The organism is Extensimonas vulgaris, assembly GCF_003337425.1.
Classification (GTDB): Bacteria; Pseudomonadota; Gammaproteobacteria; order Burkholderiales; family Burkholderiaceae_C; genus Extensimonas; species Extensimonas vulgaris.
On the sequence record NZ_QPJU01000009.1, the window covers coordinates 16591 to 31978 of the forward strand.

Genomic DNA, 15388 nt, shown 5'->3' on the forward strand with positions numbered 1-15388 from the left:
GGGCGTCGCTCAAGCATCTCGGCGCTGCCAAGTGCCGTCGACGAGCACTTCGTGCGGCACAAAGCGCGCCTTGTAGGCCATTTTGGGGCTTTGTTCGATCCAGTAGCCCAAATAAACGTAGGGCAGGCCGAGCTGGTGCGCCTCCTGGATTTGCCACAGCACGCTGTAAGTGCCGTAGCTGCAGTGCGCGTCGGGTTCATAAAAGGTATAGACGGCCGACAGACCATCGTCGAGCACATCGAGGATGGACACCATCTTGAGCGCGCCGGGCGCCTCTTCTGTGCCTGGTGCGCGGAATTCGACCAGGCGCGAGTTCACGCGGCTTTGCAGCAGGAACTGCGTGTATTGGTCGATGTTGTCCTGGTCCATGCCGCCGCCCGGGTGGCGCTGGCTCTGGTAGCGGCGGTAGAGCTGGTAATGCTCGGCCACGAAGCCCAGACGCAGCACGCGCACCTGCAAGTCAGCGTGGCGCGCCGCGGCGCGGCGCTGGCTGCGGTCGGGCCGGAACGCGGCCACGGGCACGCGCAAGGGGATGCAGGCTTTGCAGCCGTCGCAATACGGCCGGTAGGTGAACATGCCGCTGCGCCGGAAGCCCTGCGCCACCAGCGCGGAATACGGCCCCGTCTGGATCAGGTGGCTGGGTGTGGCAACCTGCGAGCGCGCCTGCCGCCCGGGCAGGTAGCTGCAAGGGTAGGGAGCCGTGGCATAGAACTGCAAAGCGCGCAGCGGGAGTTCGTTGAGTTGCGTCATGCGTGGGAGCGGGAAAGGGTGACGGTGGCCGTGGGCAATGGCGCTGCCGATGCCGATGCCGATGCGATGGCCGATGACTGTGCCATTGTCGGAAAGGGCGCGAGCAACTCACCCCAATACGCCGGCTCGAAGTGCCAGCGCAGCGGTGGCAGCGTCCGTGCCGCGGCGACGTGCTGCAGGAAGTCGCCACGCGGAATTTCGCGCGCGCCCAGCGAGGCCAGGTGCGCGGTGTTTTGCTGGCAGTCGATCAGCGCCACGCCATCGCGGCGGCACAGGCACACCAGCGCGGCGAGCGCGATTTTGGAGGCGTCGCTGGCGTGCGCGAACATCGACTCGCCGAACACCGCGCGCCCCAGCGCCACGCAGTACAGCCCGCCCACCAGCTTGCCATCGACCCAGGTCTCGACGCTGTGCGCGTCGCCCGCGGCGTGCAGGCGCTCGTAGGCACGCACCATCTCAGGCACGATCCAGGTGCCCGTCTGGCCGGCGCGCGGCGTGTTCGCACAGGCGCGAATGACCTGGCCGAAGGCGTGGTCCACGCGAATCTCGCAGCCGGGCGTGGCGGCAAAGCGCTGCAAGGTCTTGCGCAGCGAGCGGTGCAGGCGGAATTCGGCCACCGGCAGCACCATGCGCGGATCGGGCGACCACCAGAGGATGGGCTGCCCCGCGCTGAACCACGGAAAGCAGCCTTGCGCGTAGGCCGCACGCAGGTGGGCCAGATCGAGTGCGCCGCCCGCGGCAAGCAGGCCGGGGGCAGGCGTGTCCGGCCCCCACGCGCTGCTCGGGTCTGGCAGCGGATCTTGGGGTTCGAGCCAGGGAAGTTGCAAGGGGAGTTGCAAGGCCATGTGCAAAGCGTAGCAAAGAGCGGCCCAGGCTGCAGAAAATGCACAGAAAAGGGGCTCAGCCAAAAAACCAATAGCACACGGCAATCGCCGCGAGCACGCCCGCGAGCTCGGCGAGCAGCGCGCAGGCCACTGCGTGGCGCGCACGCTGTATGCCTACGGCACCGAAATACACCGCGAGCACGTAGAAGGTGGTTTCCGTGCTGCCCTGCACCGTCGCGGCGAGCAGCGCGGCGAAGCTGTCCACACCGTGGCTCTGCATGGTTTCGATCAGCAGGGCACGCGCGGCGCTGCCCGAAAAAGGCTTGACCAGCGCCGTGGGCAGCGCATCGACGAAGCGCGTGTCCCAGCCGAACCATTGCACGGCTGCGCGGATCGCCGTGAGGGCATAGTCCAGCGCCCCCGAGGCGCGCAGCACGCCCACGGCGCAGAGCATGGCCACGAGGTAGGGCAGCAGGTTTTTTGCCACGTCAAAGCCTTCGCGCGCGCCGTCGATGAAGGCCTCGTACACCGGCACGCGCCGCCAGGCGCCGAGCAGCAGAAACAGCAGCACCAGGCCGAACAGCAGCAGGTTGCCGAGCAGCGAGGACAGCTGCGTGAGCGCCGCCGCGGGCAGCGTGGCCAGCAGCGCCATGAAGCCGCCGAGCGCCAGCGCCACGGGCAGCAGGTAGGCCAGCACCACGGGGCTCCACAGAGGCAGGCGCTGCACCCATGCGACGCTGAGCAGGCCCACCAGGGTCGAGGCCGAGGTGGCGAGCAGAATCGGCAGAAACACCAGCGCCGGATCGGGTGCGCCCTGCTGCATGCGGTACATGAAGATCGTCACCGGCAGCAGCGTGAGCGAAGACGCATTGAGCACGAGGAACAGGATTTGCGCGTTGCTCGCGCTCTCGGGCCGTGGGTTGAGCGTTTGCAACTCGCGCATGGCCTTGAGGCCGATCGGCGTGGCGGCGTTGTCCAGGCCGAGCGCGTTGGCGGCGAAGTTCAGCGTGATGAGCCCGAGCGCCGGGTGCCCGCGCGGCACCTCGGGCATGAGGCGCTGAAACAGCGGCGCGAGCCAGCGCGCGAGTGCCGCGACCAGCCCCGCGCGCTCGGCAATGCGCAGAAAACCCAGCCACAGCGTGAGCGTGCCAAAGAGCAGCAGCATCACCTCGACCGAAAGCTTGGCCATGCCAAACAGCGCCTCGACCATGGCGGCAAAGACCTGCACCTGTCCGCCTACGAGCCACTGGCTGAGCGCCGCGAGCGCGGCGGTGAGGAAAAAGCCGAGCCAGAGCAGGTTCAGCACGGGCGTCTCCGCGACGCGGGCTGTGCCAGGCCGCGCGCGCCAGGACGTACGGCTTGGCCGTGCAACAGGCCCGGGCGGACTTCGAGGGCTGCCAGCCGCATGCTCAGGCAGCGCTCGCGCCGCCCGTGTCGGCGGGCCGATGTGTCTGCTCGGGCGGCGCTTGGCCATGCTCTGGCAGCACGAAGGGCGGGGCGCCTTCGAACATCGGGCGCGCGAACAAATAGCCCTGGAACAGGCGCACGCCCTGGTCGCGGAACCAGGCGTATTCGTCCAGCGTTTCCACGCCTTCGACGATCAGGTCTATGCCGAGGTCTACGCACACTTGCACGATCGCGCGTGCGATCGCCTGGCGGGGGCCGTGGGCGGCGATGCCGCGCACGAGCAGCATGTCGAGCTTGACGATGTCGGGCTGAAACTCGGAGAGCAGATTCAAACCCGAATAGCCTGCGCCGAAGTCGTCGATGGCAAAGCGTATGCCCGCGCCGTGGTAGGCATCGACCGTACGGCGAAAGTGCGCGAGGTCGCGGATGGCTTCGCTCTCGGTGGCCTCGATCACGATGCGCTCCAGCGCGAATGCGTGGCGGCGCGCGGCTGCGAGCGTGGAGTCCAGCCCCACGACCGGGTCGAGCACGGCGTTGGGCAGGATGTTGATGTTGAGGGTGCCGGGCAGCCCGATGCGCGCGGCGACGGCGATCGCCTGGGCGCGGCAGGCGGCATCGAAGGCAGCGAGGTCGGGTGCGCTGTGGCGCGCGATCACTTCGCTGGCGGGCTCGCCGTGCAAGCCACGCACCAGGGCTTCGTGCGCATAGACGCGGCGCGCCAGCACATCGACGATGGGCTGAAAGGCGAAAGAAAAATCCACGGCCTCGCCTGCGCCGTTGCCCGGCGCTTGCGGTGCCTTGTCAAGCGCTCGCGGCGCTGGTGCAGCAAGCGAGGAAGCGGGCGCTGGCTGCGGGGGCATGCCTTGCAGCTGGCTGCGCCAGCGGCCCTTGGCAAAGGCTTCGAGCAGCTTGCGTGCGCGCCCCGCAGGAAGTTGTGCGAGTGTGTGGCCTTGGGAGAAGAAGTCACCCATCCCTTCGATCTGGTCGAGTTCGAAGGCTTCGAGCTGCGAGAAGCCCATGGCCCAATCGGCAAAAGCGCGCTGCGGAATCGATTCCTGGATGATGCGCGTCACACGCTGGTGGCGCGGATCGGCGGCAATTTTTGCAAAAAGTTGTTCCAGCGTCGCTTCGGGCCCTTCCAAAACCTGAAAGAAGCTCCCATTTGCATAAAGTAGCATGCCCGTGATGCCGCGGGCCGCGTTGTTGCGCTCTACTTTGGCGTGCAAATCTTGCAGCTCCTGCCGCGAGAGAGGGCGCGTAGCCGCGCTGCTGTAGATCAGGTGTGCGAGAGTGTTTGGCATAGGAGTTGGCGCAGGCTTGGCGCATTATGCTGGCGGGGTTCACCACAATTCGGTGGCTGGCGCGGCGGCGCTGTGCCTTGCGTGGGTGGGGTGTGAGTTTGTATCTATTCGTCAATCCGTTCAAGGAGAGTGGGCATGTCTGAAAGCGAAACATCCGCAGGCCTGCGCTGGCGCCTGGAGGAACTCGATTTTTCTGCCATAGACGCATCCAAGGTGCAGGGGAGTGACGAGATCTTTCTGCTCGTGTGCAGCGCTTCGTTCGTCGAGAGCGGCGCGGACACTTATGCGCAAAACCTCGTCGATTATTTCGCCGGCGACGCCGAGGCCGGGGGGTGGTTGGGCGCACACTGGATGGCCGAAGAGTTGCAGCATGGCCGGGCGCTCAAGGCATATGTGCAGCATGTCTGGCCCGACTTCGACTGGGAGGGGGCCTATGCCGACTTTTTTGCCGAATACTCCAAAATTTGCACCACCGATGAACTCGAGCCCACGCGCGGACAGGAGATGGTGGCGCGCTGCATCGTCGAGATGGGCACGACCACCTACTACCAGGCGCTGCACGCCGTGAGCGACGAGCCCGTGCTGCGCGACCTGTGCTGGCGCATACGCACCGACGAGGTGCAGCATTACAAGCACTTCTATCACTACTTTTTGAATTACCGCGAACGCGAACATTTGCGCCGCCCGCAAGTGCTCGCCACGCTGTGGCGCCGTGCGGCCGAGCTGCGCCAGAGCGACGCCGACATCGCCTTGCGCCATGCCTGGAACTGGCGTTTTCGGGGACGGGCCGATGCTCCTGCCTATGAGGAGGTCAGTCAGCGCCTGTTTGCCTTGATGCGCGGGCAATATCCTCTGGACCTGGCCTTGCGCATGGCGCTCAAGCCTTTGCGGCTACCGGCATGGCTGGAGCACGGCGTGGAGCGCCCTCTGGGGCTGGTGGCGCGCTGGGCGTTGCTGCATTGAGCTATCGTTCCGATAGCTTCCCGTGCTTGCAATACCTTGACTGCAGCCCGTTTTTATTTGAAATTTGCAGGCGACAGCAAAAAATCCACGTGCTGTTGCGGGCGGCCCGGTAGCGTGAGCTGGCTCACGGGCGCCGGGCTTTGCGCAATCCGCTTGCCGCGGCGGTACACCGCGAGGCGTGCCGCGCGCAATCGGATGGCTTCGGCGGGCTCGCGCGCATGCAGCAGCACGAAATCGGCGTGGCAGCCTGGCTGCAGGCCGTAGCCCTCCAGCCCCAGCAGCCGCGCGGGCTGCGTGGTCACGGCCTCGAAGCAGGCGCGCATGGCGCTCTGGCTGGTCATCTGCGCCACGTGCAGTCCCATGTGCGCGACCTCGAGCATGTCGCCGCTGCCCAGGCCATACCAGGGGTCGAGCACGCAGTCCTGCCCGAAGGCCACCGTGAGGCCCGCGGCCAGCAGCTCGGGCACGCGCGTCATGCCGCGGCGCCTGGGGTAGCTGTCGTGGCGGCCTTGCAGGGTGATGTTGATGAGTGGATTCGCGACCACGCCGAGCTGTGCTTCGGCCATGAGCGGGATCAGCTTGCTCACGTAGTAGTTGTCCATGCTGTGCATGGAAGTCAGGTGCGAGCCCGTCACGCGCCCCTGCAGGCCCAGGCGCTGCGCCTCAAAGGCCAGGGTTTCGACGTGGCGTGAGTGCGGGTCGTCGCTCTCGTCGCAGTGCATGTCCACACGCTTGCCCGCTTCGGCCGCGATCTCGCAGAGGATGCGCACGCTCTGCGCGCCCTCGGCCATGGTGCGCTCGAAATGCGGGATGCCGCCGACCACGTCCACGCCCAGCGCCAGTGCGCGTTTCAGGCTGTCGAGCGCGCCCGCCCGGCGCAGCACGCCGTCCTGCGGAAACGCGACGAGCTGCAGGTCGAGGTAGGGCGCCACGCGCCGCTTCACCTCGAGCAGCGCGTGCACGGGCAGCAGGCTCGGGTCGCTGGTATCGACATGCGAGCGGATGGCGAGCAGGCCGCGCGCGACGGCCCAGTCGCAGTAGCGCAGCGCGCGCTCGACGATGGCCTCGTGCGTGAGCGTGGGCTTGAGCTCGCCCCACAGCGCGATGCCTTCGAGCAGGGTGCCGCTTGCATTCACGCGCGGCTGGCCGTAGCTCAGCGCCGAGTCGAGGTGGAAATGCGCATCGACGAAGGGCGGGCTGAGCAGCAGGCCGGCTGCATCCAGCGTCTCGTGCGCGGGCGCCTGCAGGCCTTCGGTGACTTCGGTGATGCGGCCATCCTGCACGGCGATGGACATGTTGCAGCGGCCGTCGGGCAGGCTGGCGTGGGTGATGAGCAGGTCGAGCATGGGCGGGCACGTGGATGGCGTGAATGACGGAAGCAGGAAGATTCCCGGGCCCTCAGCTGGCGTGCTTGCGGTAGCTGGCCAGCAGCGCCGCCAATGCCGCCATGGCGACGGCACAACTGCGGTGCAGGTAGCGCAGGCCGAGGGGCGAGAGCCAGCGCACTGCCTGGCGGCCCGCGACCGCGTAAGCCGTCATCACCAGGGCATCGATACCGATGAACAAGGCGCCGAGCAGAGCGTATTGGGGGCTCTGTGGCAGCGCCGGATCGATGAACTCCGGCAGGAACGCGGCAAAAAACAGCAGGGCCTTGGGATTGGAAAGCGCCACGCCCAGGCTGCGCACAAAGGCTGCGCGGCCCTGCATTCGCTGGCTCGGCGCGTGCGCCAGCAGCTCTTGCACATTCAGTGGCGGGCTGCGCCAGATTTGCACCGCAAGCCACAGCAGGTAGAGCACGCCCGCCATGCGCAGTCCGTCGAACAGCAGCGCAGACGCCGCCAGCAGCGAGCCCAGCCCCACGGCGACCACGGCAATCACCAGGGCGCTGCCTAAACAGGCGCCGGCCGTGCCCCAGCCCGCCCGCCGCATGCCGCCCGCCATGCCGTTGGAGAGTGCCAACAGCATGGTGGGGCCGGGAATCACGGCCAGCGCCAGCGAGGCCGTGGCAAAGAGCACCAGGGTTTCGAAGGCGGGCATGGTCAGCGTTCTCCTTTGCGGTAGGGCTTCATCAGCGCCTGCGGGTAGGCGGCCTTGCGCGCCACCAGCACCAGCGCGAGGATGGACAGCAGGTAGGGCAGCATCAGGTACACCTGATAGGGCAGCCAGGCGTCGCCCGATTGTTGCAGGCGCAGCTGCAGTGCATCGAAAAAGGCGAAGAGCAGCGCGCCCGCCAGCGCCTTGCCGGGGCGCCACGAGGCGAACACCACCAGCGCCACGCAGATCCAGCCACGGCCGTTGACCATGTTGAAGAAAAACGTGTTGAAAGCCGAGAGCGTGAGAAAGGCGCCGGCCACGCCCATCAGCGCCGAGCCGGCGACCACGGCGCCCGTGCGCAGCGTGGCGACCGGGATGCCCTGGCTCTCCACGGCCTGGGGGTTTTCGCCCGCCATGCGCAGCGCGAGGCCCAGCGGCGTGCGCGCCAGCAGCCAGGCGAGCGCGGGCACGAGCAGCAGCGCGAGCAGGGTCAGCGGCGTTTGCGCCTGCAGCACCGGCACGCCGAGCCAGGCCATAGGGGCGAAGGGCTCTATGGTGGGCGGGGTGCTCACCTTGGGGAAGCTGACGCGGTAGCCGTAATAGCTGAGCGCCGTGGCAAACAGAGTGATGCCCAGGCCCGAGACATGCTGCGACAGTGCCAGCCAGACCGTGAGCATGGCGTGCAGCAGCCCGAACGCGGCGCCCGTGAGCGCGGCCACGGCCACGCCCGCCCACAGGCCATGGCCTGCATAGACCGTGAGCCAGCCCGCAAAAGCGCCCGCGACCATGATGCCTTCTATGCCCAGGTGCAGCACGCCGCTGCGCTCGCACAGCAGCACGCCCAGCGTGCCCAGGATCAGCGGCGTGGCCACGCGCAGCACGGCGCCCCAGAACGCCAGGTTGGAGAGGATGTCCAGCCATGCGGTCATGCGCGGCACTCCGACGTGCCGGATGCTTTCACATTGATAGCTGCTTGCGCTTTATGGGAGCGCACTTGAAGCCAATTTGTCATGTAACTCGAAGTCATTTCCAACGCACCCGGTATTGTGTGAGCAGCGTGGCCACGAGCACCGCGAGCAGGGACGTGGCGACGATCACGTCGGCGATGTAGGTCGGCACGCCCAGGGCGCGCCCCATGCTGTCGGCGCCGACCAGCGTGGCCGCCACGAAAACGCCCGCCGCGATCACGCCGAGCGGATGCAATCCGGCCAGCATGGCAATCACGATGCCGCTGTAGCCGTAGCCGGGCGACATGTCCAGCGTCACGTAGCCCGTGCGTCCGGCGACTTCGATGGCGCCCGCAAGGCCTGCCAGAGCGCCCGAGAGCAGCGCGACCCACACCAGCGTGCGCGTCACGGGCACACCCGCGAATGCGGCGGCGCGCGCGTTTGCGCCCGTGGCGCGCAGGTCGAACCCGGGCAGCGTGCGCGCCAGCAGCAGCCACAGCAGCACGGCCAGCGCCAGCGCCCAGAGCAGGCCCGTGTGCAGGCGCGTCTGCGGCACCAGGCGCGCGAGCTCCAGGCCGTCCTGCAGCGTCACGCTCTGCGGCCAGCCGAGCGCGAGCGGGTCTTTCATGGGGCCGTCGAGCAGGGCCGAGACGAGCAGCAGCACGATGAAGTTGAGCAGCAGCGTGGTCACCACCTCATCGACGCCCAGGCGCGTTTTGAGCAGCGCCGGGCCCAGCAGCAGCAGGGCCCCGGCCAGCGCTGCGGCCAGCATCATGAGCGGAAACAGCAGCCATGCGGGCGCGGCAAAACCGGTGCCGCCATGCAGACCGCCCACGGCCACGCACGCCAGCGCGCCGGCGTAGAACTGGCCTTCCGCGCCGATGTTGAACAGGCGCGCGCGAAACGCCACCGCGGTGCAAAGGCCCGTGAGGATCAGCGGCGTGGCGCGCGTCAGCGTTTCCGTGAGCGCGAACACCGAGCCGAACGCGCCCTGCAGCAGCAGCACGTAGCTGCGCCCCACGGGTGCGCCGGCCCAGCGCAGCAGCAGCGCGCACACGAGCAGCGTGAAGACGACGGCGCCCACGGGCGCAGCCACGTAGGCTGCGGGGGCGACGGCATGGCGTTTTTCGAGTCTCATGGGGCAGTTGCGGGGCGCGAGGGGTGGCTGTGCGTATTTTCGCCATCGCTATCGACCCCATCCTCGCCTGCGACACTGCCGGCCATCGCCAGGCCGATGCTGGCGCGTGTCCATGCGTGGGCAGGGCGCGCGGGGCAGAGCGCGCCGGCGTGCAGTACGGCGATGCGGTCGCCCAGCGCGATCACCTCGTCGAGATCGTCCGAGATCAGCAGCACCGCCGCGCCCGCATCGCGCGCGGCGACGAGCTGCTGCTGCACGAAGCGCACTGCGCCTATGTCCAGGCCCCAGGTGGGCTGGTGCGCGACGATCAGGCGCGGCGGCGGTGCCGCGGCGCGGCCGTCGGCGCCGGCTGGCGGCAGCAGTGCGCGGCCAAGGATGAGTTTTTGCATGTTGCCGCCCGAAAGCGCACGCGCGGGGCTGTCGAGCCCGCCGCCGCGCACGTCGAAAGTCTCGACGATGCGCCGTGCATGTGCACGCGCAGCGGCGCGCCGCAACCAGCGGCCACGCCACCAGGGGGAGGCAAACCAGGGGCTGCGCAGGCGTTCGGAGACCGCGTTCTCCCACAGCGGCAGCTCGCCCACCAGGCCCACACCCTGGCGGTCTTCGGGAATGCGCGCGACGCCTTGCGCGACGAGCCAGGCCGGGCGCGCCCGCCAGGGCCGGCCCAGCAGCGTGAGCCGCCCTGCGACGGGCGCACGCAGGCCGCTGAGCAGCTCGGCGAGCGCCGTCTGGCCGTTGCCCGAAACACCCGCCACGGCCACGATTTCGCCCGCGTGCAATGTCAGTGAAACGGCGTGCAAACGCTCGCGCAGATGGCCTGAGGTGCTCACATTTTCGATGATGCAGCACGGTGCCCCCAGGCGCTTGGCGGGTTGCCGCAGCGGCGCGGCTGCCACGGCCTGGCCGACCATCCACTGCGCGAGCTGCTCCTGCGTGGTGCCTGCGGCGGGCGCCTCGGCGACCAGCCGGCCATGGCGCAGCACGGCCACGCGCTGCGCCACGCGCAGCACCTCGGCGAGCTTGTGGCTGATGAAAAGAATCGACAGGCCCTGCGCGGCCATTTGCGTGAGCGTCTGCAGCAGGGCTTCGCTCTCTTGCGGCGTGAGCACGGCGGTGGGCTCGTCGAGGATGAGGATGCGCGCGCCACGGTACAGCGCCTTGAGGATTTCCACGCGCTGGCGCTCGCCCACCGAGAGGCTGCCCACGCGCGCATCGGGCTGCACGGGCAGGCCAAAGCGTTGCGCCACGTCGAGCAGCCGCTGCCGTGCCGCGGCGCGGCGTGAAAACGGCTGCCACAGCGGCTCGGTGCCGAGCAGCACGTTGTCGAGCACGCTGAGGTTGTCGGCGAGCGTGAAATGCTGGTGCACCATGCCTATGCCCGCCGCGAGCGCCGCGCGCGGCTGGCCGGGCGGCAGCGGCCGGCCGTGCACGAAAATCTCGCCCGCATCGGCGACGTAGTGGCCAAACAGGATGGACATCAGCGTGGACTTGCCCGCGCCGTTCTCGCCGAGCAGGGCCAGCACCTCGCCGCGCGCCAGCTGCAGGCTGATGCCGTCGTTGGCCAGCAGCGGCCCGAAACGCTTGGTGATGCCGCGCAACTCCAGGACGGTTTCCGTCATGCCGTGTGTGCCGTGCTCATTTGACCGTGGAGCGCGGCGCGCTGTCGTCGATCTTCACGGTGAACTTGCCGGCGCGGATCTCGGCCTCGCGTGCGCGCACCTTGGCCATGAGCTCGGGCGGAACTTTCTTCTCGAAGGTGCCCAGCGGCGCGAGCGAGGAGCCGCCGTACTTCATCATCGAATAGGGGCCGTAGTCTTCGGCACTGAACTTGCCTTCTTTGACGCGCTGGATCGCACGGTCTATGGTCGGCTCCATGTGCCACAGCGCCGAGGCGACCACGGTGTCGGGGTACTGCTCTTGCGTGTTGATGACGTTGCCAATCGCGAGCTTGCCCTTTTCCTTGGCCGCGTCGCTCACGCCGAAGCGCTCGGCGTAGAGCACGTCGGCGCCCTTGTCGATCATGGCAAAGGTGGCTTCCTTGGCCTTGGGCGGATCGAACCAGCTGTTGATGAAGCTGACCATGAATTCGACCTTGGGGTTGACTTCGCGTGCACCGGCCATGAAGGCGTTCATCAGGCGGTTCACCTCGGGGATCGGAAAGCCGCCGACCATGCCGATCTTGTTCGTCTTGGTCATGCCGCCGGCGATCATGCCCGTGAGGTAGGAGGGCTCCTGGATGTAGTTGTCGAACACGCTGAAGTTGGGCGCCTGCGGCTTGCCCGAAGAGCCCGCGAGAAAGGCGACCTTGGGAAAGTCCTTGGCGACCTTGCGCGCCGCAGCTTCCACGCCGAACACCTCGCCCACGATGAGCTGGCTGCCGCCCGTGGCGTATTCGCGCATCACGCGCTCGTAGTCGGCATTGGCCACGCTCTCGCTCGACTTGTATTCGATCTCGCCGCGTGACTCTGCGGCCTTCAGCGCCTTGTGGATGCGGCTGACCCATTGCTGCTCGTATGGCACGGTGTAAATGGCCGCGACCTTGAGCTTGGGTTGCGCCGTCTGTGCCGTCGCTGGCGCTGGGGCCAGGCCCAGCGTGGCTGCTGCGCTCAGGGCCAGGCCGAGCAGGCTGGCACCAAAGCCGCGGCGTGTGGGGTGCGCGGGGCTGGCGCAGCGCTTGGTTTGGGCCTCAAGGGTGGTGTGGGAGGCGTTGGAACGATCGGTCATGGTGCTTCCTCGTGCAAAAGGGTGGGAACGATGGCAGGATGAAACAACGAAGGGTAAGCAAGATGCGTGCCCAAGTGGCGCGCTTGTTTGCGTCTTTGTGTCGGCCCTACTTCGTGCCAAAAATCCTATCCCCCGCGTCGCCCAGGCCGGGCAGGATGTAGCCGTGCTCGTTGAGCTGGCGGTCGATTGCGGCGGTGTAGATGGGCACGTCGGGGTGCGCCTGGCGCAGCGTGGCGATGCCTTCGGGCGCGGCCAGCAGGCACAGGAACTTGATCGAGCGCGGCTGCAGCTGCTTGAGCCGCGTGATCGCGGCCACGGCCGAGTGGCCCGTGGCCAGCATCGGATCGACGACGATCACGTCGCGCTCGTTCATGCCGGTGGGCATCTTGAAGTAATACTCCACGGCCTCGAGCGTGTTTGGGTCGCGGTACAGGCCGATGTGGCCCACGCGGGCGTTGGGCACCACGCGCAGCAGGCCGTCGAGCATGCCGTTGCCCGCGCGCAGGATGGAGGCAAAGACCAGCTTCTTGCCGTCGATGATGGGGCCCATGGTTTTTTCGAGCGGCGTCTCGACCTCGACGAGCTGCGTGGGTACGTCGCGCGTGATCTCGTAGGCCATGAGCATGGCGAGCTCGCCCAGCAGGGTGCGAAACGACGTGCTGCTCGCTTCCTTGTTGCGCATCAGCGTGAGCTTGTGCTGCACGAGCGGGTGGGTGACGACGTGGACTTGGGGGTCGGTCATGGTGGTAGGCGCAAGGGAAAGATGGATGGCCGGATTTTGGATCAAAAACGGCCTTAGAGCTCATGCATCAAGCGCTGGTAGCTACTGTTTTGATAATCTTGTCAGCAGGCATCGCCAAAGCGCCGCAGCGGGGCCAGGGGTGGGAAGTCCGCAGCGCTTTTTTGCTTCATCGCGCTGATCGCCTTTTGCACGTTGGCGGTGCTCCATACGGCGCCTTGCAGCCAGCCCATCTGGCGCAGGCTGTCTTCGACGGAGTGGTCGCGCGCGTAGTTCAGCGCCTGTTTGCTGCCCCAGACGGCCACGGGCGCTTTGCTCGCGATTTCGCGTGCGCACTGCAGCGCGCCAGCGACCAGCGCCTCGTGGCTGTCGAACACCTCGTTGACCAGGCCGCAGGCCAGCGCGCGCTGGGCGCTCAGGCGCCGGCCGGTGTAGGCGAGCTCCTTGGCCATGCCCATGGGGATGAGCTTGGGCAGGCGCTGCAGCGTGCCCACGTCGGCCACCATGCCGATGTTGATCTCCTGCACGCAAAAGAAGGCGTCGGCGCTCGCGTAGCGTATGCAGGCCGCGGTGACCATGTCCACCGCGCCGCCGATGCAGCCGCCGTGGATCGCGGCGATCACGGGGATGCGCAGGTTTTCGAGCCGCGTGAAGGTGGCCTGCAGGTCGCCCAGCAGATCGAAGATGGCGGCGCGGCCCTCGGGGGTGGCGTCGTCCATGGCGATCGCGCCGCCGAACACGTCGAGCGCCATGCCGGCCGAAAAATGCTTGCCGGTGCTCGAGATCACCAGCGCGCGCGCCGCGTTGCCGTGGTGCAGTTCGGTGAGCACGGCATCGAGCTCGCGCCAAAACACCGGGCCCATGGTGTTCATGGCCTCGGGGCGGTTGAGCACGAGGTGTGCGACATGGGCGTCGATCTGGAGGGTAAAGCAGCTCAGGTGGGACATGCAGGGGCTCCGTGAGAAAAATCAGGGGAATCAGAAGGGGGCATCAACGCCGCTTGCCGCCTACGAGCGTGCCCATCACGCCGCGCAGCAGCTCGCGGCCCAGCGCCGAGCCCATGGTGCGCACGGCGGACTTGGCCAGCGTCTGTGCCAGGCCGTCGCGCTGGCCGCCGCGCTGGCCGGTGCTGCCGAACAGCACCTCGCCCAGGCCGCCGAGCACGCTGGACAGGGCGCCTGCGCCGCTGCTGGCATTGGCTGACCCGGCTTGGGAAGTGCCGGGTGCTGCACCGCCAGGAGCGGAAGGCCCGGAGGCCGATACAGCGCGGCCCTGGAGCTTTTCGTAGGCGGATTCGCGATCCACGGTTTTTTCATAGACGCCCGCGACCAGCGATTGCGCGCGCAGCGCCTCGCGCTGCTGTGGCGTGATCGGGCCGATCTGGCTGCCGGGCGGCAGCACGAAGGCGCGCTCGGTCACGCCGGGGCGGCCCTGTGCGTCGAGCAGGCTCACGAGCGCCTCGCCCACGGCCAGTTCGGTGATCGCGCGCGTTATGTCCAAGCCCGGATTGGGGCGCATGGTGCTGGCTGCCGCCTGCACGGCTTTCTGGTCGCGCGGGGTGAAGGCGCGCAGCGCGTGCTGCACGCGGTTGCCCAGTTGCGCGAGCACGCTGTCGGGGATGTCGAGCGGGTTTTGCGTGACGAAATACACGCCTACGCCTTTGGAGCGCACCAGGCGCACGACCAGTTCGATGCGCTCGAGCAGCACCTTGGGCGCCTGGTCGAAGAGCAAATGCGCCTCGTCGAAGAAGAACACGAGCTTGGGCTTTTCGGGGTCGCCGATTTCGGGCAGGTGCTCGAACAATTCGGACAGCAGCCACAGCAGAAAGCTCGCGTACAGGCGCGGCGCGTTCATGAGCTGGTCGGCGGCAAGAATGTTGACCACGCCACGGCCATCGACGGTCTGCAGCAGGTCGGCAATGTCGAGCATGGGCTCGCCGAAGAATCGGTCGCCGCCTTGCTGTTCGAGCAGCAGCAGGCCGCGCTGGATTGCGCCCACGCTCGCGGCGCTGATGTTGCCGTAGCTGGTGGTGAGCGTGCGCGCGTTGTCGGCGGCGTACTGCAGCACGGCGCGCAGGTCTTTGAGGTCGAGCAGCAGCAGGCCGCTGTCGTCAGCGAGCTTGAACACCAGGTTCAGCACGCCCATTTGCGTGTCGTTCAAGTCGAGCATGCGCCCGAGCAGCAGCGGCCCCAGGTCGGAAATGGTCGCGCGCACGGGGTGGCCTTGCACGCCAAAGACGTCCCACAGCGTCACGGGGCAGGCCTGCGGCGTGGGCTGGGGCAGGCCGCGCTCGGCAAGCGTGGCAGCGAGTTTCTCGCTGATGTGGCCCGGCTGGCTGATGCCGCTGAGGTCGCCCTTGACGTCGGCGAGGAACACTGGCACGCCGATGCGCGAAAAATTTTCCGCGAGGGTCTGCAGCGTCACCGTCTTGCCCGTGCCCGTGGCACCGGTGATGAGGCCGTGGCGGTTGGCCATCTGCGGCAGCAGCTCGCATTGGGTGTGGGCATTGCGCGCGATCAACAGAGGTTCGGTCATGGCGGAAGGAGTGTGGGGCAAAAGTA

General features: G+C 67.7%; 14 protein-coding genes. 1 reads left to right on the forward strand and 13 read right to left on the reverse strand.

Annotation, left to right across the window (positions count from 1 at the left end; translation table 11 throughout):
- Positions 1-9: 9 nt before the first annotated feature.
- The 4 genes from DFR45_RS11805 to DFR45_RS11820 all read right to left on the reverse strand — a co-directional run bounded on the left by DFR45_RS11805 (position 10) and on the right by DFR45_RS11820 (position 4282).
- Positions 10-750 carry an arginyltransferase gene (locus DFR45_RS11805; RefSeq protein ID WP_114483945.1) on the reverse strand — a complete coding sequence of 247 codons (741 nt, stop codon included), beginning with the start codon at positions 748-750 and terminating at the stop codon, positions 10-12.
- Positions 747-1595, reverse strand: a complete 849-nt coding sequence (gene aat, locus DFR45_RS11810) for a leucyl/phenylalanyl-tRNA--protein transferase (protein ID WP_114483946.1) — start codon at positions 1593-1595, stop codon at positions 747-749. The genes DFR45_RS11805 and aat overlap by 4 nt, the downstream gene beginning before the upstream one ends.
- Positions 1596-1650: 55 nt before the next feature.
- Positions 1651-2880, reverse strand: coding sequence for a nucleoside recognition domain-containing protein (locus DFR45_RS11815; protein WP_114483947.1), 1230 nt, complete (start codon positions 2878-2880; stop codon positions 1651-1653).
- 103 nt (positions 2881-2983) lie between these two features.
- Positions 2984-4282, reverse strand: a complete 1299-nt coding sequence (locus DFR45_RS11820) for a diguanylate phosphodiesterase (RefSeq protein WP_114483948.1) — start codon at positions 4280-4282, stop codon at positions 2984-2986.
- A 135-nt stretch (positions 4283-4417) separates the two neighbouring features.
- Here DFR45_RS11820 and DFR45_RS11825 point away from each other — a divergent pair, with 135 nt between their 5' ends.
- Positions 4418-5245, forward strand: coding sequence for a ferritin-like domain-containing protein (locus DFR45_RS11825; protein WP_114483949.1), 828 nt, complete (start codon positions 4418-4420; stop codon positions 5243-5245).
- Positions 5246-5298: 53 nt separating this feature from the next.
- On the opposite strand, the gene DFR45_RS11830 is transcribed toward DFR45_RS11825, so the two are convergent.
- The 9 genes from DFR45_RS11830 to DFR45_RS11870 form a co-directional block, all read right to left on the reverse strand.
- On the reverse strand, positions 5299-6591 hold the full coding sequence (locus DFR45_RS11830; RefSeq protein WP_114483950.1) for an amidohydrolase family protein: 1293 nt from the start codon (positions 6589-6591) through the stop codon (positions 5299-5301).
- 52 nt (positions 6592-6643) lie between these two features.
- A complete protein-coding gene (locus DFR45_RS11835) occupies positions 6644-7282 on the reverse strand; it encodes a LysE family translocator (RefSeq protein WP_114483951.1) in 639 nt (212 codons plus the stop codon).
- Between the two features lie 2 nt (positions 7283-7284).
- Positions 7285-8208, reverse strand: a complete 924-nt coding sequence (locus DFR45_RS11840) for an ABC transporter permease (protein WP_114483952.1) — start codon at positions 8206-8208, stop codon at positions 7285-7287.
- 94 nt (positions 8209-8302) lie between these two features.
- A complete protein-coding gene (locus DFR45_RS11845; RefSeq protein WP_114483953.1) occupies positions 8303-9364 on the reverse strand; it encodes an ABC transporter permease in 1062 nt (353 codons plus the stop codon).
- Positions 9361-10983 (reverse strand): ABC transporter ATP-binding protein, encoded by a 1623-nt coding sequence (locus tag DFR45_RS11850; protein ID WP_114483954.1) that lies wholly within the window; start codon positions 10981-10983, stop codon positions 9361-9363. The genes DFR45_RS11845 and DFR45_RS11850 overlap by 4 nt, the downstream gene beginning before the upstream one ends.
- 16 nt (positions 10984-10999) lie before the next feature.
- Entirely contained in the window at positions 11000-12088 is a 1089-nt protein-coding gene (locus tag DFR45_RS11855; protein ID WP_114483955.1) for a BMP family protein, read from the reverse strand.
- Between the two features lie 106 nt (positions 12089-12194).
- Positions 12195-12830 (reverse strand): uracil phosphoribosyltransferase, encoded by a 636-nt coding sequence (gene upp, locus DFR45_RS11860; protein WP_114483956.1) that lies wholly within the window; start codon positions 12828-12830, stop codon positions 12195-12197.
- A gap of 101 nt (positions 12831-12931) precedes the next feature.
- A complete protein-coding gene (locus DFR45_RS11865; RefSeq protein ID WP_114483957.1) occupies positions 12932-13774 on the reverse strand; it encodes an enoyl-CoA hydratase-related protein in 843 nt (280 codons plus the stop codon).
- 43 nt (positions 13775-13817) lie between these two features.
- Entirely contained in the window at positions 13818-15362 is a 1545-nt protein-coding gene (locus DFR45_RS11870) for a helicase HerA-like domain-containing protein (protein WP_114483958.1), read from the reverse strand.
- Positions 15363-15388: the final 26 nt, after the last annotated feature.

Excerpts from the sequence above, each read along its gene's own strand:
- DFR45_RS11825 (WP_114483949.1), top strand. The coding sequence starts at position 4,418 with ATGTCTGAAAGCGAAACATCCGCAGGCCTGCGCTGGCGCCTGGAGGAA.
- upp (WP_114483956.1), bottom strand. The coding sequence starts at position 12,830 with ATGACCGACCCCCAAGTCCACGTCGTCACCCACCCGCTCGTGCAGCAC.
- DFR45_RS11845 (WP_114483953.1), bottom strand. The coding sequence starts at position 9,364 with ATGAGACTCGAAAAACGCCATGCCGTCGCCCCCGCAGCCTACGTGGCT.
- DFR45_RS11865 (WP_114483957.1), bottom strand. The coding sequence starts at position 13,774 with ATGTCCCACCTGAGCTGCTTTACCCTCCAGATCGACGCCCATGTCGCA.
- DFR45_RS11805 (WP_114483945.1), bottom strand. The coding sequence starts at position 750 with ATGACGCAACTCAACGAACTCCCGCTGCGCGCTTTGCAGTTCTATGCC.
- DFR45_RS11835 (WP_114483951.1), bottom strand. The coding sequence starts at position 7,282 with ATGCCCGCCTTCGAAACCCTGGTGCTCTTTGCCACGGCCTCGCTGGCG.
- DFR45_RS11870 (WP_114483958.1), bottom strand. The coding sequence starts at position 15,362 with ATGACCGAACCTCTGTTGATCGCGCGCAATGCCCACACCCAATGCGAG.
- DFR45_RS11820 (WP_114483948.1), bottom strand. The coding sequence starts at position 4,282 with ATGCCAAACACTCTCGCACACCTGATCTACAGCAGCGCGGCTACGCGC.
- aat (WP_114483946.1), bottom strand. The coding sequence starts at position 1,595 with ATGGCCTTGCAACTCCCCTTGCAACTTCCCTGGCTCGAACCCCAAGAT.
- DFR45_RS11830 (WP_114483950.1), bottom strand. The coding sequence starts at position 6,591 with ATGCTCGACCTGCTCATCACCCACGCCAGCCTGCCCGACGGCCGCTGC.
- DFR45_RS11855 (WP_114483955.1), bottom strand. The coding sequence starts at position 12,088 with ATGACCGATCGTTCCAACGCCTCCCACACCACCCTTGAGGCCCAAACC.
- DFR45_RS11850 (WP_114483954.1), bottom strand. The coding sequence starts at position 10,983 with ATGACGGAAACCGTCCTGGAGTTGCGCGGCATCACCAAGCGTTTCGGG.
- DFR45_RS11840 (WP_114483952.1), bottom strand. The coding sequence starts at position 8,208 with ATGACCGCATGGCTGGACATCCTCTCCAACCTGGCGTTCTGGGGCGCC.